The organism is Aeromonas sp. A600620, assembly GCF_029479985.1.
GTDB classification, from domain to species: domain Bacteria; phylum Pseudomonadota; class Gammaproteobacteria; order Enterobacterales; family Aeromonadaceae; genus Aeromonas; species Aeromonas veronii_A.
On the sequence record NZ_JAAKXB010000014.1, the window covers coordinates 68,543 to 91,334 of the forward strand.

At 59.7% G+C, this 22,792-nt stretch carries 17 protein-coding genes and 4 tRNA genes; 9 read left to right on the plus strand and 12 right to left on the minus strand.

The genetic code is table 11. The features are described from left to right. The first annotated feature begins 44 nt into the window (after positions 1-44). Both G5533_RS16385 and G5533_RS16390 read left to right on the plus strand, forming a co-directional pair. Positions 45-458, plus strand: a complete 414-nt coding sequence (locus G5533_RS16385) for an Hsp20 family protein (protein ID WP_005339298.1) — start codon at positions 45-47, stop codon at positions 456-458. Positions 459-550: 92 nt separating this feature from the next. After that, a complete protein-coding gene (locus tag G5533_RS16390; RefSeq protein WP_139735959.1) occupies positions 551-991 on the plus strand; it encodes an Hsp20 family protein in 441 nt (146 codons plus the stop codon). Positions 992-1,063: 72 nt separating this feature from the next. Here the strand turns inward: G5533_RS16390 and G5533_RS16395 are convergent, their stop codons facing one another. After that, the gene (locus tag G5533_RS16395; protein WP_421311286.1) at positions 1,064-2,314 is read right to left on the minus strand and encodes a valine--pyruvate transaminase; all 1,251 of its coding nucleotides are present in this window, start codon (positions 2,312-2,314) and stop codon (positions 1,064-1,066) included. A gap of 293 nt (positions 2,315-2,607) precedes the next feature. Between G5533_RS16395 and G5533_RS16400 the strand changes: the two genes are divergently transcribed. Continuing rightward, positions 2,608-2,841 (plus strand): hypothetical protein, encoded by a 234-nt coding sequence (locus G5533_RS16400; protein WP_005342304.1) that lies wholly within the window; start codon positions 2,608-2,610, stop codon positions 2,839-2,841. On the opposite strand, the gene G5533_RS16405 is transcribed toward G5533_RS16400, so the two are convergent. Beyond that, a complete protein-coding gene (locus tag G5533_RS16405) occupies positions 2,771-3,595 on the minus strand; it encodes an AraC family transcriptional regulator (RefSeq protein ID WP_158111053.1) in 825 nt (274 codons plus the stop codon). The two genes, G5533_RS16400 and G5533_RS16405, sit on opposite strands and share 71 nt — an antisense overlap. A gap of 92 nt (positions 3,596-3,687) precedes the next feature. Here G5533_RS16405 and G5533_RS16410 point away from each other — a divergent pair, with 92 nt between their 5' ends. Beyond that, the gene (locus tag G5533_RS16410; protein WP_421255570.1) at positions 3,688-4,815 is read left to right on the plus strand and encodes a multidrug effflux MFS transporter; all 1,128 of its coding nucleotides are present in this window, start codon (positions 3,688-3,690) and stop codon (positions 4,813-4,815) included. Positions 4,816-4,819: 4 nt separating this feature from the next. Here G5533_RS16410 and G5533_RS16415 read toward each other — a convergent pair whose 3' ends face one another. The 10 genes from G5533_RS16415 to G5533_RS16460 form a co-directional block, all read right to left on the minus strand. Continuing rightward, positions 4,820-5,503 carry a response regulator gene (locus tag G5533_RS16415; RefSeq protein ID WP_245133351.1) on the minus strand — a complete coding sequence of 228 codons (684 nt, stop codon included), beginning with the start codon at positions 5,501-5,503 and terminating at the stop codon, positions 4,820-4,822. Positions 5,504-5,561: 58 nt separating this feature from the next. Then, entirely contained in the window at positions 5,562-8,150 is a 2,589-nt protein-coding gene (locus G5533_RS16420) for an ATP-binding protein (protein ID WP_421255569.1), read from the minus strand. A gap of 126 nt (positions 8,151-8,276) precedes the next feature. Then, positions 8,277-8,804 (minus strand): potassium-transporting ATPase subunit C, encoded by a 528-nt coding sequence (locus G5533_RS16425; RefSeq protein WP_019446835.1) that lies wholly within the window; start codon positions 8,802-8,804, stop codon positions 8,277-8,279. Between the two features lie 63 nt (positions 8,805-8,867). After that, entirely contained in the window at positions 8,868-10,925 is a 2,058-nt protein-coding gene (gene kdpB / locus G5533_RS16430; RefSeq protein WP_005355771.1) for a potassium-transporting ATPase subunit KdpB, read from the minus strand. A 67-nt stretch (positions 10,926-10,992) separates the two neighbouring features. Further along, positions 10,993-12,687 carry a potassium-transporting ATPase subunit KdpA gene (gene kdpA, locus G5533_RS16435; RefSeq protein ID WP_421255568.1) on the minus strand — a complete coding sequence of 565 codons (1,695 nt, stop codon included), beginning with the start codon at positions 12,685-12,687 and terminating at the stop codon, positions 10,993-10,995. 359 nt (positions 12,688-13,046) lie between these two features. Then, a complete protein-coding gene (gene gorA, locus G5533_RS16440; protein ID WP_100652171.1) occupies positions 13,047-14,396 on the minus strand; it encodes a glutathione-disulfide reductase in 1,350 nt (449 codons plus the stop codon). 76 nt (positions 14,397-14,472) lie between these two features. After that, positions 14,473-16,440: an ATP-binding protein gene (locus G5533_RS16445; protein ID WP_245148451.1), complete on the minus strand. Its 1,968-nt coding sequence runs from the start codon at positions 16,438-16,440 to the stop codon at positions 14,473-14,475. 118 nt (positions 16,441-16,558) lie between these two features. After that, positions 16,559-19,639 (minus strand): multidrug efflux RND transporter permease subunit, encoded by a 3,081-nt coding sequence (locus G5533_RS16450; protein ID WP_216952542.1) that lies wholly within the window; start codon positions 19,637-19,639, stop codon positions 16,559-16,561. A gap of 15 nt (positions 19,640-19,654) precedes the next feature. After that, positions 19,655-20,788 carry an efflux RND transporter periplasmic adaptor subunit gene (locus G5533_RS16455; RefSeq protein WP_216952544.1) on the minus strand — a complete coding sequence of 378 codons (1,134 nt, stop codon included), beginning with the start codon at positions 20,786-20,788 and terminating at the stop codon, positions 19,655-19,657. Beyond that, complete coding sequence (locus G5533_RS16460) at positions 20,785-21,381, minus strand: TetR/AcrR family transcriptional regulator (RefSeq protein ID WP_421231413.1); 597 nt, start codon at positions 21,379-21,381, stop codon at positions 20,785-20,787. The genes G5533_RS16455 and G5533_RS16460 overlap by 4 nt, the downstream gene beginning before the upstream one ends. A 232-nt stretch (positions 21,382-21,613) precedes the next feature. Between G5533_RS16460 and G5533_RS16465 the strand changes: the two genes are divergently transcribed. The 5 genes from G5533_RS16465 (at position 21,614) to G5533_RS16485 (ending at position 22,769) form a co-directional block, all read left to right on the plus strand. Then, a tRNA-Arg gene (locus tag G5533_RS16465) sits at positions 21,614-21,690 on the plus strand. Between the two features lie 51 nt (positions 21,691-21,741). Beyond that, positions 21,742-21,817 (plus strand) — tRNA-His (locus G5533_RS16470). Positions 21,818-21,837: 20 nt separating this feature from the next. Beyond that, positions 21,838-21,923 (plus strand) — tRNA-Leu (locus G5533_RS16475). 75 nt (positions 21,924-21,998) lie between these two features. Continuing rightward, positions 21,999-22,075: transfer RNA gene (locus G5533_RS16480), tRNA-Pro, on the plus strand. Between the two features lie 178 nt (positions 22,076-22,253). Next, on the plus strand, positions 22,254-22,769 hold the full coding sequence (locus tag G5533_RS16485; protein ID WP_115522699.1) for a ricin-type beta-trefoil lectin domain protein: 516 nt from the start codon (positions 22,254-22,256) through the stop codon (positions 22,767-22,769). Positions 22,770-22,792 lie beyond the last annotated feature (23 nt).

Genomic DNA, 22,792 nt, shown 5'->3' on the forward strand with positions numbered 1-22,792 from the left:
TAGGAGGGCAAACAATCCGTTATCGCTCACAAGAGGGTAATACTATGCGTTCTATCGACTTTTCTCCGCTCTATCGTTCTGCCATCGGTTTCGATCGTCTGGCCAATCTCATCGAATCTGCGGCCAGCAATGGCAATGCCGGTTATCCCCCCTACAACATCGAGCAGTTGGGTGACAACGACTACCGCATCAGCATGGCGGTGGCGGGCTTTACCCAGGAAGAGCTGGAGCTGAGCTTCCAGGAAAATCTGTTGACGGTGAAGGGCAATAAGCAGGCCGACACCGGGCGCAACTATCTCTATCAGGGGATCGCCGAACGTGGTTTCGAGCGCCGCTTCCAGCTGGCCGACTATGTGCGGGTGAAAGGGGCCGACCTGAAAAACGGCTTGCTGCACATCGAGCTGGTTCGTGAGGTGCCCGAGGCGATGAAGCCGCGCAAGATCGAGATCAACGGCTGATAGCCTGAATTCACTGAAATTTTAAAATTTCCCAGGTGCCGATAACGGGCCTGTGGAGAGTTGAACCTGTTGCTTATTAGAAGGATAGGATTATGCGTAACCTCGATTTTTCTCATCTCTATTCCAACGCCGTCGGCTTCGAGCGGATGGCCCGTGAGCTGGAAGGTCTGTTCGAGCAGAAGACCGCCGCTTATCCCCCGTACAACATTGAAAAGCGCGATCAGGATGGCTATCGCATCACGGTCGCCGTGGCTGGCTTCGAGCGCGAAGAGCTGGAGCTGGAGACCGAAAACGGCACCCTCAAGGTGAAGGGGCGCAAAGGGGCTGCGGCCGGTGAGCGTCAGTTCCTCCATCAGGGGATCGCCGAGCGCGACTTCGAGCTCGCCTTCAAGCTGAGCCAGCACGTGGAAGTGCAGGGCGCCAAGCTGGAGCATGGTCTGTTGACCATCGATCTGGCGCGCGAACTGCCGGAGGCGCTCAAGCCCCGCACCATCCCCATCGGCAAACCCGAGCAGCTGGCGCTGCCCGGCTAAGCAAACCGGATCGCGATAAACAATAAAGGCCTGCAGATGCAGGCCTTTCTGTTTTTGGCTGGCCGGACTGACTTAGCCGGCGTAGAGGGCGTTTATTTCATCGGCCAGAATGGCGATGCCGCGGCGAACCAGCTCCTCGCTTTGGGAGTAGTTGAGGCGGATGCACTCCTGGCTGTGGCGCCACTCGGGGTCGTCGATGCCGGGGAAGAAGTAGTGACCCGGCACGATCAGCAGGTTCTTCGCCTTCAGTCGCTCATAGAGCTCCTGACAGTGGATCGGTAAACCCTCGAACCAGAGCCAGAGGAAGAGGGCGCCTTCCGGCTTGTGGATGTGGAAGCGCGGATCGGGGATCGCTTCGCGCAGCAGTTGCACCGCCAGCTCCGCCTTCTGCCGATAGAAGGGTTTCACCACCTGTTCGCTGAGGGCGATGATCTCGCCGCTCTCGATCATCGGGATGGTGATGGCGGGACCCAGACTGCCCGGCGCCAGATTGATGATGCCACTCAGGTTGGTGATTGCCTGAATGATCTTCTCGTCGGCGATGACGATGCCGCAGCGGGTGCCTGGCAGGCCGAGCTTGGAGAGGCTCATGCAGAGGATGGTATTGGCGTTCCAGAACGGCTTGGCCTCGCTGAAGATGATGCCCGGGAAGGGGACGCCGTAGGCGTTGTCGATCAGCAGCGGAATGCCCTTGTCGCGGGCAATCTGGTCGAGGTGTTCGATCTCTTCGTCGGTCAGCACGTTGCCGGTGGGGTTGGTTGGGCGGGAGACGCAGATCACCCCGATATCGTCACCTACCTGCAGACTCTCGAAATCCACGTGGTATTTGAACTGGCCATCGGGCAGCTTCTCGATGGTGGGTTTGTAGGCCACGAAGTAGTCGTCGGCCAGTGCTGAGTCAGCATAGCCGATGTATTCAGGGGCGAGCGGGAACAGCACCTTCTTCTTGCGGCCATCGGCAAATTCGCCGGCCAGCAGGTTAAACAGGTAGAAGAAGGCATTCTGGCTGCCGTTGGTCAGGGCGATATTGCGGGCCGAGATATCCCATCCCAGCTCCTTGCTGAGCAGGGCGGCCAGCGCTTTGGTGAACCTGTCTTTGCCTTGCGGGCCGTCGTAGTTGGCCATCGCTTTGACCAGCTCGCCGTTGTCGAGCAGGCTCTTGGCCTCGGCCTGAAAGCGCTCCAGCATGGCGGGGATCGGGGCTGGATTGCCGCCACCCAGCATGATTGCGTCCGGATTGGTCAGCCCCTGATTGAGGTCATCCATGAGTTGGGTAATACCGGCGTGGCGAGTGAACTTCTCGCCGAACAAGGAAAATTCCATTCAGTGACAGATCCAGATTTGAGTTACGGGGATGTAGCACCATAGCTCAGTTTAAAAGCGGGTGTCGATCAAAAAGATGGGACGTTCCACGTGGAACATGGTGCAAAAATCAAGCGTGGTTAAAAGCACCAACTGTTGGTTTAAAAATGACCGAGCGGGATGCATTTTGCGACTCAATTTGGTATCGATATATAGTTAATTTAAACAAAATCATCATGTTATGAATTGCGTGAGGATTGGCACAACTATTGGAATAGCTATCTGGTCATCTCAACCATACCGGAGCAAACCAGATGAAAAGCCTGATCGCTACCCTGATTGTGAGTGCCCTGAGCCTGAACGTGATGGCCAACGAAAACCCGCGGCCCGAGCTGGAGAGTGCCCAGCTGGAGCAGGATGTGCAGAGCGAGTTGCAACAGGCATCCCATGCCGTGGTGCAGGATGCGCTGCACAATCTCAAGCCGCTGGCGCTGGATACCCTGGTGGTGGAGGCGAGCCAGGCTGTGGCGACTCACCCCGAGAGCTGAGGTAGCGCAGGGGGGTCTGTCCCGTATGTTGTTTGAAGAAGCTGATAAAGGCGCTGTCGCTGGAGAACTCCAGCGTAGCGGCAATCCGGCTGATGGACTCGCTTTCTGCCAGCAGCTCCATGGCGCGCAACAGCCGCCACTGCTGGCGCCACGCCTGATAGCTCATGCCGGTCTCCCGCATGAAGATGCGGCCAATGGTCTTGTCACTGGCACCCACCCGTTCGGCCAGCCGGTTGAGCCGATCGGGCAGGGCATCTCCCCGTTTCAACTGCTGTAGCCAGCCGCCCAGTCTGGGATCCGTCGGCAGCGGCAACTGCCACGACTCCCGCGGCGCCTGCCCCAACTCCTCCATAAACAGTGCCACCGTCCGTTGTTGCTGCTCTTGCGGTTTGTCCCACGGCCAGAGCGCCATCCGTTCGATCAGTTCGTGCAGCAGCGGATTGACCGCCAGCACTTCGACCGTGCCGGGCAACTCGGGGTGCGGCTGGAAGTAGAGAGAGCGGTAGGCCACCACACCGCGCATCAAGATCCGGTGTTCGGTGCCAGCAGGCAGCCAGGCGGCGCGGGTGGGCGGCAGCAGGCAGACCCGACCTTCCAGTTCCATAGTCATGCAGCCGGATTGGGCGAACAGCAGCTGATGACGCTGATGTTGATGCAGGCCCGAGTCGTGCCAGCCAAGGGCGGAGGCAATGCCGATCACGCAGCCGGTCAGCTGGTCGGGGTCAAAAGGGTGATCGGGAAGAATAAAGGCCATATGTCCGATTTTTGATGTTTATAGTCCTGCTTATTGTAATCAGACAGTTGGCGTCTCTCTAGAATGGCGACCTCTTGTGAAGGAGGTTTGTCATGAACAACAAGTTGCCACCGCTCTGGCTGGTGGTGGGATTGATGATGTTTCCCCAGATTGTGGAGACCATCTACAGCCCGGTCCTGACCCACATCGCCAGCCAGTTTCAGGTGAGCGAAGGGCAGGCATCCCAGACCCTGTCGGTCTATTTTCTGGCGTTTGCGGTAGGCGTGGTCTGCTGGGGACGGCTCTGCGATCTGATCGGGCGCCGTCCCGCCATGCTGGCGGGTCTGCTCACCTATGGCGCCGGCACCCTGCTGGCGCTGCTGGCCAACCAGTTTGAAACCCTGCTGCTGGCCAGGATCATCTCGGCCTTTGGCGCTGCAGTGGGTTCCGTGGTGACCCAGACCATGCTGCGCGATAGCTATCAGGGCAGCGATCTGGCGCGGGTCTTCTCGGTGATGGGCATAGCGCTCTCCCTGAGCCCGGTGCTGGGGCTGCTCAGTGGCGGGCAGCTGGCGAGCGGGTTCGGTTATCTCGGGGTATTCAGCGGTCTGCTGATACTGGCGGCTCTCTTGCTGCTGGTTGCCTGCTGGCAGCTGCCGGAAACCCGTCCGGCCACCAGCCAACGAGTCGCGCTCTGGCCGCTGGCATGCCGGATGATGAAGGATGGCGGACTCTGGCGCAGTGCCATGCTGGTTGCCCTGTTCAACACCATGCTGTTTGGCTACTACAGTCTGGCCCCATTCCTGTTTGCCGGATTGGGATTGAGCACCGGCGAGTTTGGCTATTCGGGGATCTTGCTGGCGCTGGCGACTCTGCTCGGCAGCCTGCTCAACAAGCATCTGCTGGGGAGGGGGTGGCTGCCATCCTCTCTGATCAGACTGGCTTGCGTTTTGGCACTGGTCGCCGGGCTGCTGGTCTGGACGACTCAGGCCAGCCTCTGGTTCCTGCTACCCATGATGGGAATCGTGGTGGCCTTCGGACTGGCGATCCCTAACGTGCTGAGTCAGGCGCTGTTGGCCTATCGCGAGGTGGCAGGCAGTGCTGGCGCCCTGTTCGGGCTTGGCTATTACCTGCTGCTCAGTCTGGGATTGGCGGTGGCGGCCGGATTGCAGGATCTCGGCCTGTTGCTCAGTGGCTGCGGTCTGCTGGCGCTGCTTGGCTGTGGGCGTCGTTCCACGTGAAACGTCAGTTGCCGATAAAGCGGTAGCCGATACCTGATTCGGTCTCGATAAGCATCGGTTGCTGGGGGTTATCCCCCAGCTTTTTGCGCAGACTGGCGATGACGATGCGCAGGTAGTGGGTGTCTTCCTTGTGGCTCGGCCCCCAGATGTCGTTGAGCAGCTGGGTCTGCATCACCAGCTTGCCGGGGTGGCACACCAGCGCCTGCAACAGGGCGAACTCCTTGCGGGATAGGGGGATCTCCTCCTCCTTCATGGTCACCTTGTGGCTGCTGACATCAAGCGTCAGGCCGCATTGGGGGAAGTGGCGCCGCTCGCCGCTGCTGACGCCAGCCCGCTGGCGCAACAGCACACGGATGCGGGCCATCATCTCGCCGATGCCGAACGGCTTGCTCATGTAGTCGTTGGCACCGGCATCCAGCAGTCGCACCTTCTCCTGCTCCGAATCACGGGCCGACAACACCAGCACCGGATTGGGGTGGTGTTCGCGAATGGCCTGCAACACCTGAATGCCATCGCCATCCGGCAGACCGAGATCGAGGATCACCAGATCGGGGTTGAGGTGGCGATACTGCTCCAGCCCTTCATTGACCCCCACCGCCTCACTCACCTGATGCCCCTCGGCAATCAGGCTGATCCGCAGAAAGCGACGGATCGCCGCTTCATCATCTATGACCAGAATGTGCGCCATCGAACCTCCAGAGGCGAATGGTGGGAGGGGCTGAGTGACCCGATCTGGCGGTCAACCATCAGACCTCCGGTGAATTGAGTGCGAGCGGCAGGGAGATGCGCATGCAGGTACCGTTGCCATTGGGGCCGGAGAAGGCCCAAATCTTGCCGCCGTGGGCCTCTATCATAGCGCGGGAAATGGCGAGGCCAAGCCCAGTGCCACGGCTGCCGCAATCACCCACCGGTTGGGTGTAGAAGAGGTTGAAGATCTTCTCCCGATCCGATTCGGCGATACCGACCCCGATATCGATGATATCGATGATGAGGTCGGGTTCGGCCACCATCACCTTGAACTCGATGGGGGTGCCTGCCGGCGAGTAGCGGGAGGCGTTGTCGAGGATGTTGACCAGCACCTGCTCGATCAGGGCGCCATGCACATAGAGCTGGGGCACATGCTGATCGATGTGTACCAGCAGCTTGTGCTGGCGCCAGGAGGAGTCGAGCCGCTTGCGGGCGCTCTCCACCAGATCTGCCAGATCGACCCAGTCCCGTTTCAGCTGGAAGTCGGGGGAGCCGATGCGGGTCATATCCAGCAGATTCTGCACATAGCTGTGCAGGCGGCGAGCCTCCTCCTGCACCGAGTGGAGCAGTTCGTCGCGGTCTTCGGCGGGGATCCGGTCACCATATTCCAGCAGAGTGCTGCCTGCCCCCATGATGGTCGCCAAGGGGGTCTTCAAATCGTGGGAGACCGAGGAGAGCAGGGCTGCGCGCATCCGGTCGGTCTCCGCCTGCAACTGGCTGTCGGCCAGCCGCTCGTTGAGGTCGATCCGCGCCAGCGCGGCGCGAATATCGGTGAGCAGCGCCTGCAGCTGATGCTCGGCAGAGGAGGAGAGCGGATTGGCCAGCGTTATACCGATCACCAGATCGTCGCTGAGATGATGATACTGGGCCTCGGCGGCATTGAGGGTGGCGGTGTGGGCCCCGGCGCTCTGCTTCTGGGCCAGACACCAGTCGATGGCCGCCTTGTCGGTCTGGCCGGGCCTGTGCTTCTCGTTGCCGAGCCGATCGTTGAACTCCTTGTCGATCACCACGGTCGGCTGGCCCAGTGCCAGCGAGATCGCTTGTGCCCCTTGTCTGAGCACCTCCTCCGGGCTGCTGGCGGTGGCCAGCCCCTGACTGAGGGAGAGCAGGGCATTGCCCAGCTGCTGGGTCTCTCTCAGACCGATCAACTGCTGGCGCTGACGGGAGGCGAGCCGCCCCGCCGTCATGCCGACGATAAGCAGCACAAACAGGGTGAGCAGGTCGCTGTGGTTGGCGACGCTCAGGGAGAAGTAGGGGGCGGTGAAGAGCAGATTGTGGGCGATAAAGCCCAGCACAGCCGCCAGCGTGGCGGGTACCAGACTGGTGGTGAGGGCCGTCGCCAGCACCCCCAGCACGAAGATGAGCGGTAACGCTGCGGGGGGCAGCCAGTAGGAGAGCCCCCAGGCGGCGGCCGAGGTGATCCCCATGATGGTCAACGCCAGCAGGCTGTGGTGAATATCCTTCGGGGTCGGGACGCGCATCCCCACTTCGGGCTTCTGCTTCTCGGTATCGACCAGCGTGATTTCGAGCCCCTGTGCCTGCTTGAGCAGGTGCTGCACCAGCGAGCGGCGCCACGGTGCCTTGTGGGGTTTGCCGAGCAGCAGCTGGGAGACCTGCTGCTGTTCGGCGGTCTCCAGCAGGGTGTTGGCGACCGCCGGGCTGGATAGCGTCAGCACCTTGGCGCCGAGGTGGGAGGCGAGCGCCAGCGCCTGCTCCACATCGGCCGAGCGGCGGCCATTGCTGTCGACATGCACCACCAGCCACGGGAGCTGACGGCGCTGGGCAAAGCGGTGGCCGTAGCGCACCAGCGCCGAGCCGTGCAGGTCACCGAGGCAAACCATCAGCTTGCCCCGCAACGGCAAGGTGCTCTTGCCTGCTGCCTGCCACTGTAGTTGCAGATCGCCCTCCACATGGCTGGCGGCGGTCTGCATCGCCAGCTCCCGCAATGCGGTGAGGTTGTTGAGGGAGAAGAAGGATTGCAACGCAGCCTTGGCCTGATGGGGCACATAGACCTTGCCCTCCTTGAGGCGGCCGAGCAGCTCCTTGGGGGGCAGGTCGATCAGCACCAGACTGTCGGCTTCCAGCAGCACCTGGTCGGGCAGGGTCTCTTTCACCCTGACCCCGGTCAGCTGCCACACCAGATCGTTGAGGCTCTCCAGATGCTGCACGTTGAGGGTGGTGTAGACGTCGATCCCGGCGTTGAGCAGCTCCTCCACATCCTGCCAGCGCTTCTCGTGGCGGCTGCCGGGGGCGTTGCTGTGGGCCAGCTCGTCCACCACGGCAATGGCCGGTTTGCGGGCGAGCAGGCCGTCGAGATCCATCTCCTCCAGTCGCTGCTGGCGGTGCATGTGGATCTTGCGCGGCATGATGGCGAGCTTGTCGAGCAGAGCCAGGGTCTCCTGACGGCCGTGGGTCTCCACCACGCCGATCAGGATGTCGACCCCCTCCTTGGCCTGTTCCCGCACCGCCTGCAACATGGCGTAGGTCTTTCCCACGCCGGGAGCTGCGCCGAGAAACACCTTCAGCTTGCCCTTGTGCTCTTGCTCCAGACTTGCCAGCAGGGCGTCGGCCCTTACCTCATCACGCATCCCCATGCTCCTGCATCAGACTCGTCAGCAGGGCGTCAGCGCTTGCTACATCAGCCATTGTTATCCCTATCGAGCCAACTGCCCGTTGCGAAAATCGAGGTCATCACCAAACCGGAATGGGCGCCATCAGGCGCCCTTTTTATGATCCAGTTGCAGATTCAGCTGGAGAATGTTGACCACCTGCGGGCCAAGGATACCAGCTTGTGTGGCCGACTTGACCTGCTCCGTCAGTTGGGCGGGATCCAGTCCACGTTCTTTGGCGACGCGGTCGACCTGAGCCAGCACCGCATCCAGCGGCAGGTGGGGATCGAGGCCGGAGGCGGAGCGGGTCAGCATGGCGGGGGAGCGGGTTCCAGGCTGAGCCTTGGCTGCCTGTTCGGCAAACTCTGCCCGCAGCGGTGAGCTCATCCCCAGATTGCTGGCGCTGCCGCCTATGGTGTTGAAATCGCTGGCGGAGGGACGGGGATGGAAGTAGTCAGCCCGCTCGAATTTCTGCCCCAGCAGGGCGCTGCCGATGAGTTGCTGTTTGCTGTCGGTCAGCTGGCTGCCGTTGGCCTGCCAGGGGAAGAGCAGTTGGGCCAGTCCGGTGACCGCCAGCGGATAACCCACTCCCAGCAGCAGGGTCAGGGTCAACAGGGTTCTGATTGCTATCATGATTCTCTTGCTCCAAATGGATGGCTGGGGATGCGGGTCTGTCCCGCATCCCGGTTTATGTCGTTACACCAGACCCAGGCCGGTAATGACCAGATCGATCAGCTTGATGCCGATAAACGGCACCAGCAGGCCGCCGACACCGTAGATCAGCAGGTTGCGGCGCAGCAGGCTGGCGGCCGAGCCTTTCAGGTCGACACCACGCAGCGCCAGCGGCACCAGCGCCACAATGATCAGGGCGTTGAAGATGATGGCCGACAGGATGGCGCTCTGCGGGCTGCCCAGCTGCATCAGGTTCAGTGCCCCCAGTTGCGGGTAGGCGGCGATGAACAGGGCTGGCAGGATGGCAAAGTACTTGGCCACGTCGTTGGCGATGGAGAAGGTGGTCAGGGCGCCACGGGTCACCAGCAGCTGTTTGCCGACCAGCACCACGTCCAGCAGCTTGGTGGGGTTGGAGTCGAGATCCACCAGGTTGCCCGCCTCCTTGGCGGCCTGGGTACCCTCGTTCATGGCCAGACCCACGTCAGCCTGCGCCAGTGCGGGCGCATCGTTGGCACCGTCGCCGCACATGGCAACCAGACGACCATCGGCCTGCTCCTGACGGATATAGGCGAGCTTCTTCTCCGGCGTTGCTTCGGCGATGAAGTCATCCACCCCGGCTTCGGCGGCGATGGCGGCGGCGGTTTTCGGGTTGTCTCCGGTGATCATCACGGTACGGATCCCCATATGGCGCAGGATCTGGAAGCGAGCCTTGATACCGGGCTTGATGATGTCCTTGAGGTAGACCACCCCCAGCAGTTTCTCCTGAGTGCAGACCAGCAGCGGAGTCCCACCCTGACGGGCGATGCTGTCGACTGACTTGAGCACCAGCTCAGGCACCGCCTTGCGGTCGAGGCTGAGGTAGTTCAACACGGCATCCACCGCACCCTTGCGATATTGATGACCGTTGCGATCCAGTCCGCTCAGGCGAGTCTCGGCGCTGAAAGGGATCACCTTGTCGCTCTCCAGCTGGCTCGGCTTGGCCATGCTCTTGCTGGCCAGAGTCAGGATGGATTTGCCCTCCGGGGTGTTGTCACCCAGCGAGGCCAGCATGGCGGCTTGTGCCAGCAGGGCGGGGTCGACACCCGGTGCCGGGATCAACTCGTCGGCCATCCGGTTACCGAAGGTGATGGTGCCGGTCTTGTCCAGCAGCAGGGTACGCACGTCACCGGCCGCTTCCACGGCACGGCCAGACTTGGCGATGACGTTCAGCTTCACCAGTCGATCCATACCGGCAATGCCGATGGCGGAGAGTAGGCCGCCGATGGTGGTCGGGATCAGGGTGATAAAGAGAGCGATCAGGTACAGACGCGGTACCTGGGTGCCGTTGTAGTCGAGGAACCAGGGCAGGGTGGCGACCACCAGCAGGAAGATCAGGGTCAGACCCACCAACAGGGCATCCAGCGCCATCTCGTTGGGGGTCTTCTGGCGCTTGGCCCCTTCCACCAGTGCGATCATCCGATCCAGCGTGCTCTCGCCCGGATTGTTGCTGACGCGCACCCAGATCTCGTCGGAGACGACCGTCGTGTTGCCGGTCACGCCGCTGCGGTCGGTACCTGACTCGCGGATGACGGGGGCGGATTCACCGGTGATGGCCGCCTCGTTGACCGAGGCGATGCCGGCGATTACTTCACCGTCGGCCGGGATCATCTCGCCGCTGCGTACCAGCACCAGATCCCCCTTCATCAGGCTGGTGGCGGGTACCCATTCGCCCTGACCATCTTTGGCATTCGCCACCCGGCGGGCCTTGAGCTGGCTCATGCCCGCTTTCAGGCTATCGGCACGGGCCTTGCCGCGTCCCTCGGCCAGGGTTTCCGCGAAGTTGGCAAACCATAGGGTAAGCCAGAGCCAGGCGGTCAGCTGCCAGGCCAGTGAGGGAGCAACGCCGGAGAAAGGCTGCCCCAGCAGGGACTCCACGGTCGCCATGACTGCGGCCAGCCAGAGGGTGAACAGGATAGGGCTGCCAAACAGCGCCTTGGGATTGAAGCGATAGAGGGCCTCAACCATTGCCTGGATGATCTGTGATTTCTGTTTTTTGCCCTTCACCAACATGGTGTCGGTGCTCATTGCAGTGGACTTGCTCATTGGAAAGCTCCCAGCATCAGATAGTTGGCCATTGGCATCCGGATGGTGATCGACAGGGTCAGGTTCATCAGAATGCTCCTCCGATCAGACTCAGATGTTCGGCCACCGGGCCCAGTGCCAGCACCGGCAGGAAGGAGAGGCCACCTATCAGCAGGACGGTGATGATCAGCAGGGTAACGAACAGCGGGCCGCTGATGGGGAAGTCCCCTTCGCTCGTCTCCTGACGGGGCGCGCGGGCCAGCTGACCGGCGATGGCCAGTACCGGAATGATGTAGCCGAAGCGACCGAGCAGCATGGCCAGACCGATGGCGATGCACTGCCAGTTGTCACCGGCGGCAAAACCGGCGAAGGCGGAGCCGTTGTTGCCGGCAGCCGAGGCGTAGGCATAAATGAGGCGTGACAGACCGTGCGGGCCATCATGGCCGATGATGGTGCTGGCATCCGGCATCAGCAGGGTGACACCACCGATCACCAAAACCCCCACCGGCATGACCAGCATGCTGGCGACGACCCACTTCATTTCGGTGATGCCGAGGCGTTTGCCCAGATAGGTCGGGGTGCGTCCCACCATCAGGCCGCACAGGAACACGGTCAGCAGCACGAACAGCATCATGCCGTAGATACCGGAGCCGACCCCGCCGAAGATGACCTCACCCAGCAGCATGTTGATCATGCCAACCATGCCGCCGAGCGGAGTAAAGCTGTCGTGCATGGCGTTGACGGCACCGTTGGAGGCTGCAGTGGTTGCCACTTCCCAGATGCTGGAGAGCACAGGGCCGAAGCGGCTCTCCTTGCCTTCCCAGTTGCCAGCCATGTTGCTGGCGTCAGTGGTGAGCTGGGCGAGGGTGTGATCCGGTTTCAGCTCCTGTGAGAGGGAGACGAAGAGCCCCAGCACCAGCATGAGGGTCATGGCACCGAGAATGGCGCGGCTGTGGGCCATGTCCTTCACATAGCGGCCCAGAGTAAAGACCATGGCGGCGGCGATGGTGAGCAGGGCGACCATCTCCAGCCAGTTGGAGAGGGCTGTCGGGTTCTCGAACGGATGCGCCGAGTTGATGCCGAAGAAGCCGCCGCCGTTGGAGCCCAGCTGCTTGATGGCGATCTGCGAGGCCGCCGGGCCGAGGGGCAGCAGCTGCTCCTGACCTTCCACACCGTGGAACGGCAGATAGGCTGACAGGCTTTGCGGCACCCCTTGCCATACCAGCACCAGCGCCATGATCAGCGCGATGGGCAGCAGCACATAGAGGCAGAAACGCACCAGATCCTGCCAGAAGTTGCCAAGGTTGATGGTCTGCTGACGAGCGATACCGCGGAACAGGGCAATGGCGACGGCGGCGCCCGTCCCTGCGGAGACGAAGTTCTGGGTGGTCAGCCCAACCATCTGGCTGAAGTAGGAGAGGCTGGCCTCACCGGAATAGGCTTGCCAGTTGGTGTTGGTCATAAAGCTGACCGCGGTGTTGAATGCCAGTTGCCAGCTCAGACCCGGCAGTTGTTGCGGGTTGAGGGGCAGCAACCCCTGCGCCATCAGGATCAGGAACAGCAGACCGAAACCGGCGCCGTTGAAGGCCAGCAGGCTGAGGGCGTAGGACTTCCAGTCCTGCTCCCGTCCATCGGTGCCACAGCAAGCCAGCGTGGCGCGCTCGACCGGTGCCAACCAGCGGATTTTGCCTTCAAATACCCGGTAGATGTAGTTGCCCAGCAGCGGTGCCGGCAGCAGAACCAGCAGCACGAAGGCCACCGGATAGATAATTTCTTGCTGCATATAGGTAGTCCCTCACTCGTGACTGCGCGTGAGTGCGCGCATCAGATAGGCCATCAAGGCGAGGACGAGCAGCAGATATAGCCAATTCATATCGACTCCATTGAGATAATTAGCTGCGAGAGCCGATGTAAGATCATATCGACTCTGTTGGTGTCATTGACGCTGAAAAGGGTATGTAAAACAGGCGTAAAGGCGCCATAAAGCGCCATGTGGCAGGCGTAAAATCGGCGTAAAGAACGACGGATTTGCGAGAGAAATGGCGAGGAGTGATCAAAAAACCCGGCCTGAGCCGGGTTTGGGTGAAGGGGTTACATGGCTGTAGACGCCGGCTGCTCGTGACAGGCCAACTTCATCTGCCCTTAGCGCATAGTGACGAACTCTTCCGCGCTGGTCGGATGGATAGCAACGCAGTTGTCGAAGTCCGCCTTGGTGGCCCCCATCTTCATGGCGACGCCAAAGCCTTGCAGGATCTCGTCCATGGCAAAGCCGATACCATGCAGACCGACCACCTTCTCTTCCGGGCCGACACAGACCAGCTTCATCCGGGTGGGCTGGCGATGCTGGGTCAGTGCCGAGTACATGGCGGTGAACTGGCTGCGGTAGACCTTCACCTGGTCCTCGCCGTATTCGGCGATAGCTTCAGGTTCGGTCATGCCGATGGTGCCGATGGGCGGGTGGCTGAACACCACGGTCGGTACCAGATCGTAGTTGAGGTGCTCGTTCGGCTTGTTGTTGAACAGCCGTTCGGAGAGGCGACGGCCCGCAGCGACGGCCACCGGGGTGAGCTGGATGCGACCCGTGTTGTCACCCACTGCATAGATGTTGGCGACGGCGGTGTTCTGGAACTTGTCGGTCGGGATAAAGCCCTTCTCGTCCAGCGTGATGCCAGCGGCAGCCAGATTGAGGTTGTCGGTAGCCGGTACCCGGCCGATGGCCCAGATCAGGCAGTCGACGGTGAGATGGCGGCCATCTTCCAGTTGCAGGGTCAGGCTGTTGTCAGCGTTCTTGAGCACGGCTTTGGGAATGGCGTGGGTGTGCAGCTTGGGCCCTTCCTGCGCCATGATTTCGACCAGTGTCTCGTGGATCATGGGGTCGAAGTTGCGCAGCGGTGCGTGCTTGCGCACCACCAGATGGGTCTCTGAGCCGAGTGCCTGCATCACCCCGGCGATCTCGACTGCGATGTAGCCAGCTCCAACCACGGCAACCCGCTTGGGCTGGCTTTGCAGGTCAAAGAAACCGTCGGAGTCGATACCCAGCTCGGCACCCGGGATGGCCGGAATTTCCGGGCGGCCACCGGTAGCGATCAGGATATGATCGGCCGTGTAGTGCTCGCCATTAACCTCGATGGTGTTGCTGCTGACGAAGCGGGCGAAGCCCTTGATGACGGTGATCTGGTTCTTGCCCAGCACGTTCTGATAGGACTGGTGAATGCGGCCTATGTAGGCCTGGCGGGACTCGACCAGCTTGGCCCAGTTGAAGTGGTTGAGGGTGGTGTCAAAGCCGTAGTCGGCGCCATATTTCAGGGCATCGGCGATCTGGCCTGCATACCACATAGCCTTCTTCGGTACGCAGCCTACGTTGACGCAGGTTCCACCCAACTCTTTGGCTTCAATCAGGGCAACTTTCTTACCGTACATGGCAGCCCGGTTGGCAGAAGCAATACCGCCGCTGCCGCCGCCGATGGCGATATAGTCAAAATGCTGTGCCATTGCGAGGTTCTCCGCTCATTAAGAATGCAATCACAGCATGATGGGGATAAAGCGGCTGGCTCACAAGAGCCAGCACTCAGTTATGTTGGATCGGCAGGCGAATATGGAACTGGGCGCCCTGGCCCGGTTCGCTGGCACAGCTGATACGGCCTTTCAGCAGTTGCACCACCAGGTTGTAGATGATGTGGGTGCCCAGACCGCTGCCACCCTGACCCCGCTTGGAGGTGACGAAGGGATCGAAGATGCGCGGCAAGATTTCGGGCGGGATGCCGCGGCCATTGTCCGAATAGTCGATAAACAGCTCCTCTCCCTGCTGTTCCACCTTGATGGTGATCTTCTTCGGTTTGTCCCAGTTGTCGAACCCGTGGTTGATGGAGTTGAGGATCAGGTTCGAGTAGATCTGGGTAAAACTGCCCGGGAAGGAGAATATAGACAGCTTGGGATCGCACTGGATATCCACTTCGCACTGGCTCTTCTTCAGTTTGTGGCCAAGCGAGACCACCACCTGATGGAGGTTGTCGGCGAGGCTGAAGTTGTAGCGTGCTTCCGATGACTGGTCGACCGCCACCTGCTTGAAGCTGGCAATCAGCTCGGAGGCGCGCCGCAGGTTGCTCTGCAGCAGCTGCATCGACTCGTCGAGGTTGACGGTGAACTCGTTGAGATAGGAACGCGACAGCTGTTTTGACTCTATATGAGATTTGAAATCGGCAACCCGTTCCTGCAGGTAGGAGGAGGCGGTCACACTGATGCCGATTGGGGTATTGATCTCGTGTGCCACCCCGGCCACCAGCGAGCCGAGGGAGGCCATCTTCTCCGACTCCACCAGGGTTTGCTGGGCTTGTTTCAGGTCGTCGTACGCCTTGCCCAGCTGGTTGTTGGCTTCGCTCAGGCTGCGGGTACGCTCCACCACTTTTCCTTCCAGCTGCTCGTTGAGCTGGATTATCTCCCGCTCGACCTTTTTCAGCTGGGTGATGTCGTAGCCGAAGCCGATCTGGTACTTGAGGTTCGGCCCTTCATAGAAGGGTACGAAGGTCCACTGCAGCACCAGCTCGTGGGCCTGCTGGTCATGCATGATGACCTCTTTGTCCGCCAGTGAACCTTCCGCCGCCAGAATATCGTTCAGCTCTTCCCGTTGCGCCGGGCTGACAAAGAGATCCAGCCAGTTGTGTTGCAACAGCTCCTGCTGGTGGTAGCCGGTCAGCAGTATGGCTGCCGGGTTGATGCTGGCGATGGTCAAGTCTGGTTCCATGCAGCAGATGACCATGTTGGCGGAGTTGATCAGGGTGGCGGAGAAATCCCGCTCCTGTTGCAGCTGTTCCACCGCCTGATGACGAGCGACCAGCTCGTCACGTAGCCGGGTGCGCATCTGGTTGAGGGTGGATACCAGGGTATCCAGTTCGTCGGGTTTCTTGCGCGGCTGCGGGCGGCCTTCCAGCTCCAGCGCCATGTCGAGCCGATCGAGGTTGAACTTCTGGGCGTAGTTGGCGATGCGGTTGATGTGCCTGACCACCAGATAGTAAATGATGATCAGGATACAAAATGAGACCACCAGGGTCTTGATGGTCTGGCTGACCATGATCAGCACTGACTTCTCAATCAGACGCTGGTAAATCTGCTCCAGCGACGCGGCGACAAACAGCTTGCCGACAATTTCCCCCTGATAGGTGAGATTGAACTCCTGGGAGATGTCATAGCTTTCCCGTTCCACTCCCTGGGTCAACAGTGGCACTTCGGAGTTGCCGAGCATCTCCTTGACCATCACAAACTGCATGTTGGGCAGGTTCATGATCCCTTCGATCTGCACTTTGACCTGCTCCTCATCGAGGTTCCACAAGCTGGCGGCAATAGGTTGCAAAAAGGAGGCTTCGATCTGGCCGATGCTGTCTTCGATGACGGCGACATCCTTGCGGTAATCCCAGGCGAGTTGCAGCACCGTAATGATCATCGCCAATACGGTACTACACACCAGAATATAGGAGAGCAGGCGGTATGAGAGTCCGTTGCGGCCTACGGCCTCGGCGGTCTTGGAGATGAGTCCTGACATGGCGTCCTTGCGGTCTGGATGTTGTGTTTTTTAGTTTAACTGCTTCATGGACTTATGTCGTCTTTCCTGCGAACCATAAAAAAGGCCCCGTATCGGGGCCTTGGCAAGTGATTGATGATCAGTGTCCGCCGTTTGCCTTGGGCGGAATGGTTTCATCGAATACCGGCAAGGGTTTGTGCTCGGAAGCCAGATAGGTGTAGATCACCGGCAGTACGAACAGGGTGAACAGGGTACCGATGGCAAGGCCTGCCACGATGACGATACCGATGCTGAATCGTTGTGCTGCACCGGCGCCTGCGGCGTAGAGCAGCGGGATCAGACCGGCAATCATGGCGGCGGTGGTCATCAGGATCGGACGCAGACGCACCTTGGCGGCTTGCATCACGGCTTCCATCCGGTTCATGCCGCGCAGCAGCTGCTCTTCCTTCGCTACTTCACAGATCAGGATGCCGTGCTTGGTAATCAGACCCACCAGGGTGATGAGGCCCACCTGGGAGTAGATGTTCATGGTCGCCAGTCCCCAAGCCAAGGCAATCAAGGCCCCGCTGATGGCGAGCGGTACAGAGACCATGATGACCAGCGGGTCACGCACCGACTCGAACTGGATCGCCAGCACCAGGAAGATGATCGCCAGTGCCAGCGCGAAGGTGGCATAGAGCGCATTGCCTTCGGTGACGAACTGACGGGCTTCACCCATGAAGTCGTAACGATAGCCTTGCGGCAGCTTCTCGTCGGCGGTGGTCTGGAACCAGTTGATCGCATCACCCATGGCCACACCCGGAGCCGGAACGGCACCGATAGTGGCGGAGTTCAGCTGGTTGAAGTGGGGCAGGGCGCGGGGCTCGCCAACCACTTCAATGGTGATCAGGCTGCCGAGCGGGATCGACTTGCCATCTGCGGCCCGCACGTAGTAGCCCTTGATGGACTCCGGATTGAGACGGTATTTGCGCTCGACCTGCGGGATCACCTCGTAGGAGCGGCCATCCAGGTCGATACGGTTGACGTAACCGTCCGCCATCATGGTGCCCATGGTGATACCGATATCCTGCATGGTGATGCCGTAGGCACCCGCCTTGTCCTTGTCGATGCGGATCTTCATGGTGGCGGAGTCGTAGTTCAGATCGAGATCCGAATAGACGAACTGACCGTTACTCTGCGCCGCGGCCAGAATTTCACCGGCCACCAGGAACAGGCTTTCGAAGCTGTTCGGGGTGGTGATGACGAACTGGATCGGCAGACCACTCGATGCTCCCGGTAGTTCCGGGAACTGGAAGGTGGTGATGGCCATACCCGGGATGTCTTTCACCAGATTGGCGACCCGATCCAGCACCTCTTTCTGGCTCGCTTCACGCTGACTCCAGGGCACCATGGAGGCGATACCGAACGCCTGGTTGGCGTTGAACACCCCTGAGAAGACCTGGGAGAAGGCGATCTCGGGCTGCTCGTCCAGGATCTTGTTCACATCCGCCATGGTGTTTTCGATGTAGTCCAGGTTGGCGTTGGACGGTGCGGTACCCAGCACGGCCATTACCCCCTTGTCCTCTGACGGTGCCAGTTCGCTCGGGATGAACTTGAACAGCAACGGCAGGCTGGCGAACACGATGACGGCGAACACCACGATGACGGGGCGCTTTTTCATCACGGCGTGCAGCATGCTGTCGTAGCGATCGGTCATCCGTTCCAGCAGGTGGTGGACCGTGCTCTCGAATTTGCCCGGCTGCTCGTTGGCTTTGAGCATCTTGGAACACATCATCGGTGACAGGGTCAGGGCGATGATGCCCGAGACGAACACGGCGCCAGCCAGGGTCAGGGCAAACTCCTTGAACAGGGAGCCGGTGATGCCCCCCATCAGGGCGATAGGCGCGTATACCGCAGCCAGGGTAACCGTCATGGCGATGACCGGCACCGCAATTTCACGGGTACCGATAATGGCGGCCCGGAACGGCTCTTCACCTTCTTTGATATGGCGGTCGACGTTCTCCAGCACCACGATGGCGTCATCCACCACCAGACCGATCGCCAGCACCATCGCCAGCAGGGTCATCAGGTTTATCGAGAAGCCGAACATATCCATCATCATCACCACGCCGATAAGACTGAGCGGAATGGTGATGATCGGGATGATGACCGCGCGGAACGAGCCGAGGAACAGGGTGATGACCACCAGAACGATGGCGGCTGCCTCCAGGATGGTCTTGATAACCTCGTGGATGGACTCGTTGATCGCCACGGTGGAGTCATACATCACGTTGAGACGCATGGTGCTCGGCATATTGCGCTCAAGGCTCGGCAGCAGTGCCAGCACATCGCGGGCGATGTTGATGGGGTTGGCTGTCGGGGCGGCGTTGACCGCCATGACCACGGCTTCGCGACCATTGGCGCTGGCACGATAGACATCGTGACTCTTCTCGAGGGTTACCTTGGCGATGTCCGCCAGACGGATCACCTTGCCGTCGCGGGTAGCCACCACCAGTCGCTTCAGCTCGTCGACATCCTTGACCTGGGTCTCGGCATTGCCATTGAACAGGGTGAAGTAACCGGTCGCCTGACCTGTCGCGGACTGATAGTTGTTGCTGTTGAGCACCGTCATCACGTCGCTGGCAGTCAGGTTGAAGGCCGCCATCTTGGCCGGATCCAGCCATACCCGCAGGGCAAACTCGACACCGCCGTAGAGGTCAACCTTGGAGACCCCGCCGACAGTAAAGAGCTGCGGCTTGATAACCCGCTCCAGATAGTCGGTGATCTGGCTGGAGTTGAGCTCCGGGCTGGTAAAGCCGAGGTAGAGCACCGCCGTGGTTGAACCGGTGGAGGAGGTGACCGAGGGGTCTTCCGCCTCTTTCGGCAACTGAGAGCGCACCGAGTTCACCTTCGCCAGGATGTCGGACAGCGCGGCGTTGGGGTCGGTATTGAGCTTCATGTATGCAGTGATGGTGGAGCTACCCAGCTGGCTGGAGGAGGTCATGAAGTCGATGTTGTCGGCTTGCGCGACCGCCTGTTCCAGCGGCTGGGTGATGAACCCCTGGATCAGATCAGAACTGGCGCCATAGTAGCCAGTGCTGACGGTGATCACCGTGTTGGTCACCTCGGGGTATTCCCGTACCTGCATCTTGAAGATGGCCTGAAAGCCCAGCAAGGCGATCAGGAAGCTGAGCGAGATCGCCAGCACAGGCCGTTTTATAAATATGTCAGTAAATCGCATCGCAGATCTCCGCGCTTACAGCATCGGGGTTTGTGCCGGAACGGCCAGGGCATCGTTCTCGACCACATGCACCTTGGTGTCGTTGCTCAGGCGAACCTGACCCGACAGTACGATCTGGTCACCGGCCTGGATGCCGGAGAGCACATGCACATCGTTGCCACGGCGCTCACCCGCCTTGACCACAACCTGCTTGGCTCGCAGCACTTTCACCTTGTTACCCTCTTTGTCGGTCTCTTCGCCCTCTTTGAGCACATAGACGTTCTGACCGTAAAGGGTGAAGGAGATAGCGGTCTGCGGGATCACGATCTGATCTTTCACCGTCGGCAGAATGATGCTGGCGCGGGCGAACATACCGGAACGGAGCTGACCGTCGTTGTTCGGAATGTCTGCCTGTACCTGGATCAGGCCGCTCTGGAAGTTGACCGCAGGCTCGATGGCGGTGATATGGCCGTCAAACTGGGTTTGCGGATAGGCATCCACATTGATCTTGATGGTCTGGCCCAGCTTGATTTTGGAGATATCGGTCTGGGGCACGGTGAAGCGCAGACGCATCACGCTGGTATCTTCCAAGCGCACGATATCTGTGCCTGGTTGCAGATACTGGCCAAGGAACACATTGCGCAGGCCGACCACGCCGCTAAAGGGCGCGCGCACTTCACGACGGGCAATGGTCGCCTTCAGACTCTCGATATCCGCTTCCAGCGAGCGATAGGCCGCTTCGGCTTCATCCAGCTGCTCTTTGGAGATGGAGCTGGTCTTGTAGAGGTTCTGGAAGCGTTCGAATTTGGCTTTTGCCGCTGGCAGCTTGGCCTGGGAGGCGCGCAGATTGGCCTTCTCCACGGTGGAGTCCAGGCTCAGCAGCAGTTGGTCAGCCTTGACCGGTTTGCCCGACTCAAAGGTGATGGCATCAATGGTGCCAGCCAGTTCGGTGGAGAGGGTCACCCCCTGATTCGGCTCGATGAAGCCGATCGCTTCGATGGTCGGTACCCAATCCTGCGCCTTGGTCACCATGGCGGTGACGGGGAACTCGGGTTCCGGCCGGTTGGCCATGTATTGGGCAATCATCTTCTGTTTGAACAAATTGAAGCCGATGACGCTGCCAAACAAGGCGATCGCTATCAGCAACATAATGGCCATCCACTTTTTCATGAACAGGCTCCTGAGGTGGAAAGATTAGGGGATAAAATGGCATTCCAGCTGGCCTGGATCGCGGTTTCCAACTGCGATTCGGTCAGCGTGATGTTGTGCACCCTGCACTGCAGGGCCAGATGCATGACACTGTCCAGACTCAACACCTGGAGTGCCCGTATCGGTAAATCAATAAACAATCCTTGTTCAACGCCCTGTTCAAAAAATCGGTCCAGAGGCTCCCAGGCAGCCAGAATGACAGGATTGGTCTCCAATTCTGCCCCTAGCGGAGAGCTCTCGTACTGCAATTTGCACCGGATAGCGTTGGGTTCGTTAACAAAAATGGCATGAATATTGAGCCATAATTGGCGAAATTGTTGAAATGAAACTTTATCGATCGCTACATCTGCCATGACCATGGGGACACACTGCAAGATAGTGTGCTGATGCAGTTGCCGGATCAGATCATCCTTGTCACCGAAGTAGCGATAGATGGTGCCGGTGGCAACATTGGCCTTCTTGGCGACTTCTGCAATCGACAGACCATGAAAACCCCGTTCACCCAGCACCTCATGGGCCGCGTTGAAGATGCTCTCTTTTTTATCCAGAATCATCAGTGTGACTTTCGATTGAATGAACGTTCATTCATTCTAGATGGGCACAACATCAAGTCAAGACGGCAAGATGAACTGATGCGGGGATGTATGCCTTTTGTCAGGCTACAGGCAGGAATGTGGAAGAAAAACACACAGATTGCCTGAAAAAACAACGAACAGTCCTTCGGTGACAGAAAAGTGTAGACAAACCAGAAACCATCATTAATAATGCGCCCCGTTCGACAGCGTAGCGCCCGTAGCTCAGCTGGATAGAGCGCTGCCCTCCGGAGGCAGAGGTCACAGGTTCGAATCCTGTCGGGCGCACCATCAAAAGTGCGTCGGTTAAACGGGCGTTGTTGTGGAACAAAAACAGCTGTGGTGGCTGTAGCTCAGTTGGTAGAGTCCCGGATTGTGATTCCGGTTGTCGTGGGTTCGAGCCCCATCAGCCACCCCATTTTACAGCTTGTCAGGTACGCGAAGGTGGCGGAATTGGTAGACGCGCTAGCTTCAGGTGTTAGTGCCCCCCGGGTGTGAGGGTTCGAGTCCCTCTCTTCGCACCATACTTGCTGTATGACGAGGATGACCATAAGGTCGTCTTTGTTTTTTGAAGTAAACTATTTTGAAAGAAATAGCCTCGGTGATTAGCGCAGCCCGGTAGCGCATCTGGTTTGGGACCAGAGGGTCAAAGGTTCGAATCCTTTATCACCGACCACATTTAGAAAAACCTCGCTTCGGCGGGGTTTTTTGCTTTCTGGCCTCCGCTGGGCCAGTACTCTCTCCCTGTTACGTCTGTTTACACTCTATTTGGCAGCGCGCCCCGCCTTTCGGTTATGCTTCAGCCTCGAGTCACTGACAACCGGATGTCATCGGCCCATTTCAGGCATTTTTCCATGAATAACAAAATTTCCTTTGCTTGCTCCCCCGCCATGCTGGCTGCCTTGCTGCTGGGGGGGTGTACCATCAAGCCGCCATCCACCGATGTGATGATGGGCTCCATTGCATCACAACCGCAGGAGGAGCGTTCTCTCTCCCCCTTGCTGACCAGCGGTGATTTTTGCGTTGCGGTGTCCCAACAGAAGGTGTTGGCACAACCTTGCAGCGGAAAAGACGATCAATTGTTCGAGTGGGATCTGGGTGAGTTGCGCCTGCAGGATCTCTGTTTGCAAGCCAAAAACGACAGCGAAGTGATGCTGGCACCCTGTGACGGTCAGGCGCAGTGGGAGTGGCAGAAAGACAGGCTTTTCAACAGCAAGGTCTCCCGCTGCCTCGATGTGGCCGGGCGACGCCATACTCCCGGCACGCCTCTGCGGTTGGCTGAATGCTACGGCGGGGCGAACCAGAGCTTCAGCTGGCAGCGGCCCAATCCCTGGCTGGAGACTCTGAAAAAACAAAGCCTCACATGGTGAGGCTTTGCTGAATCGGATAGCGG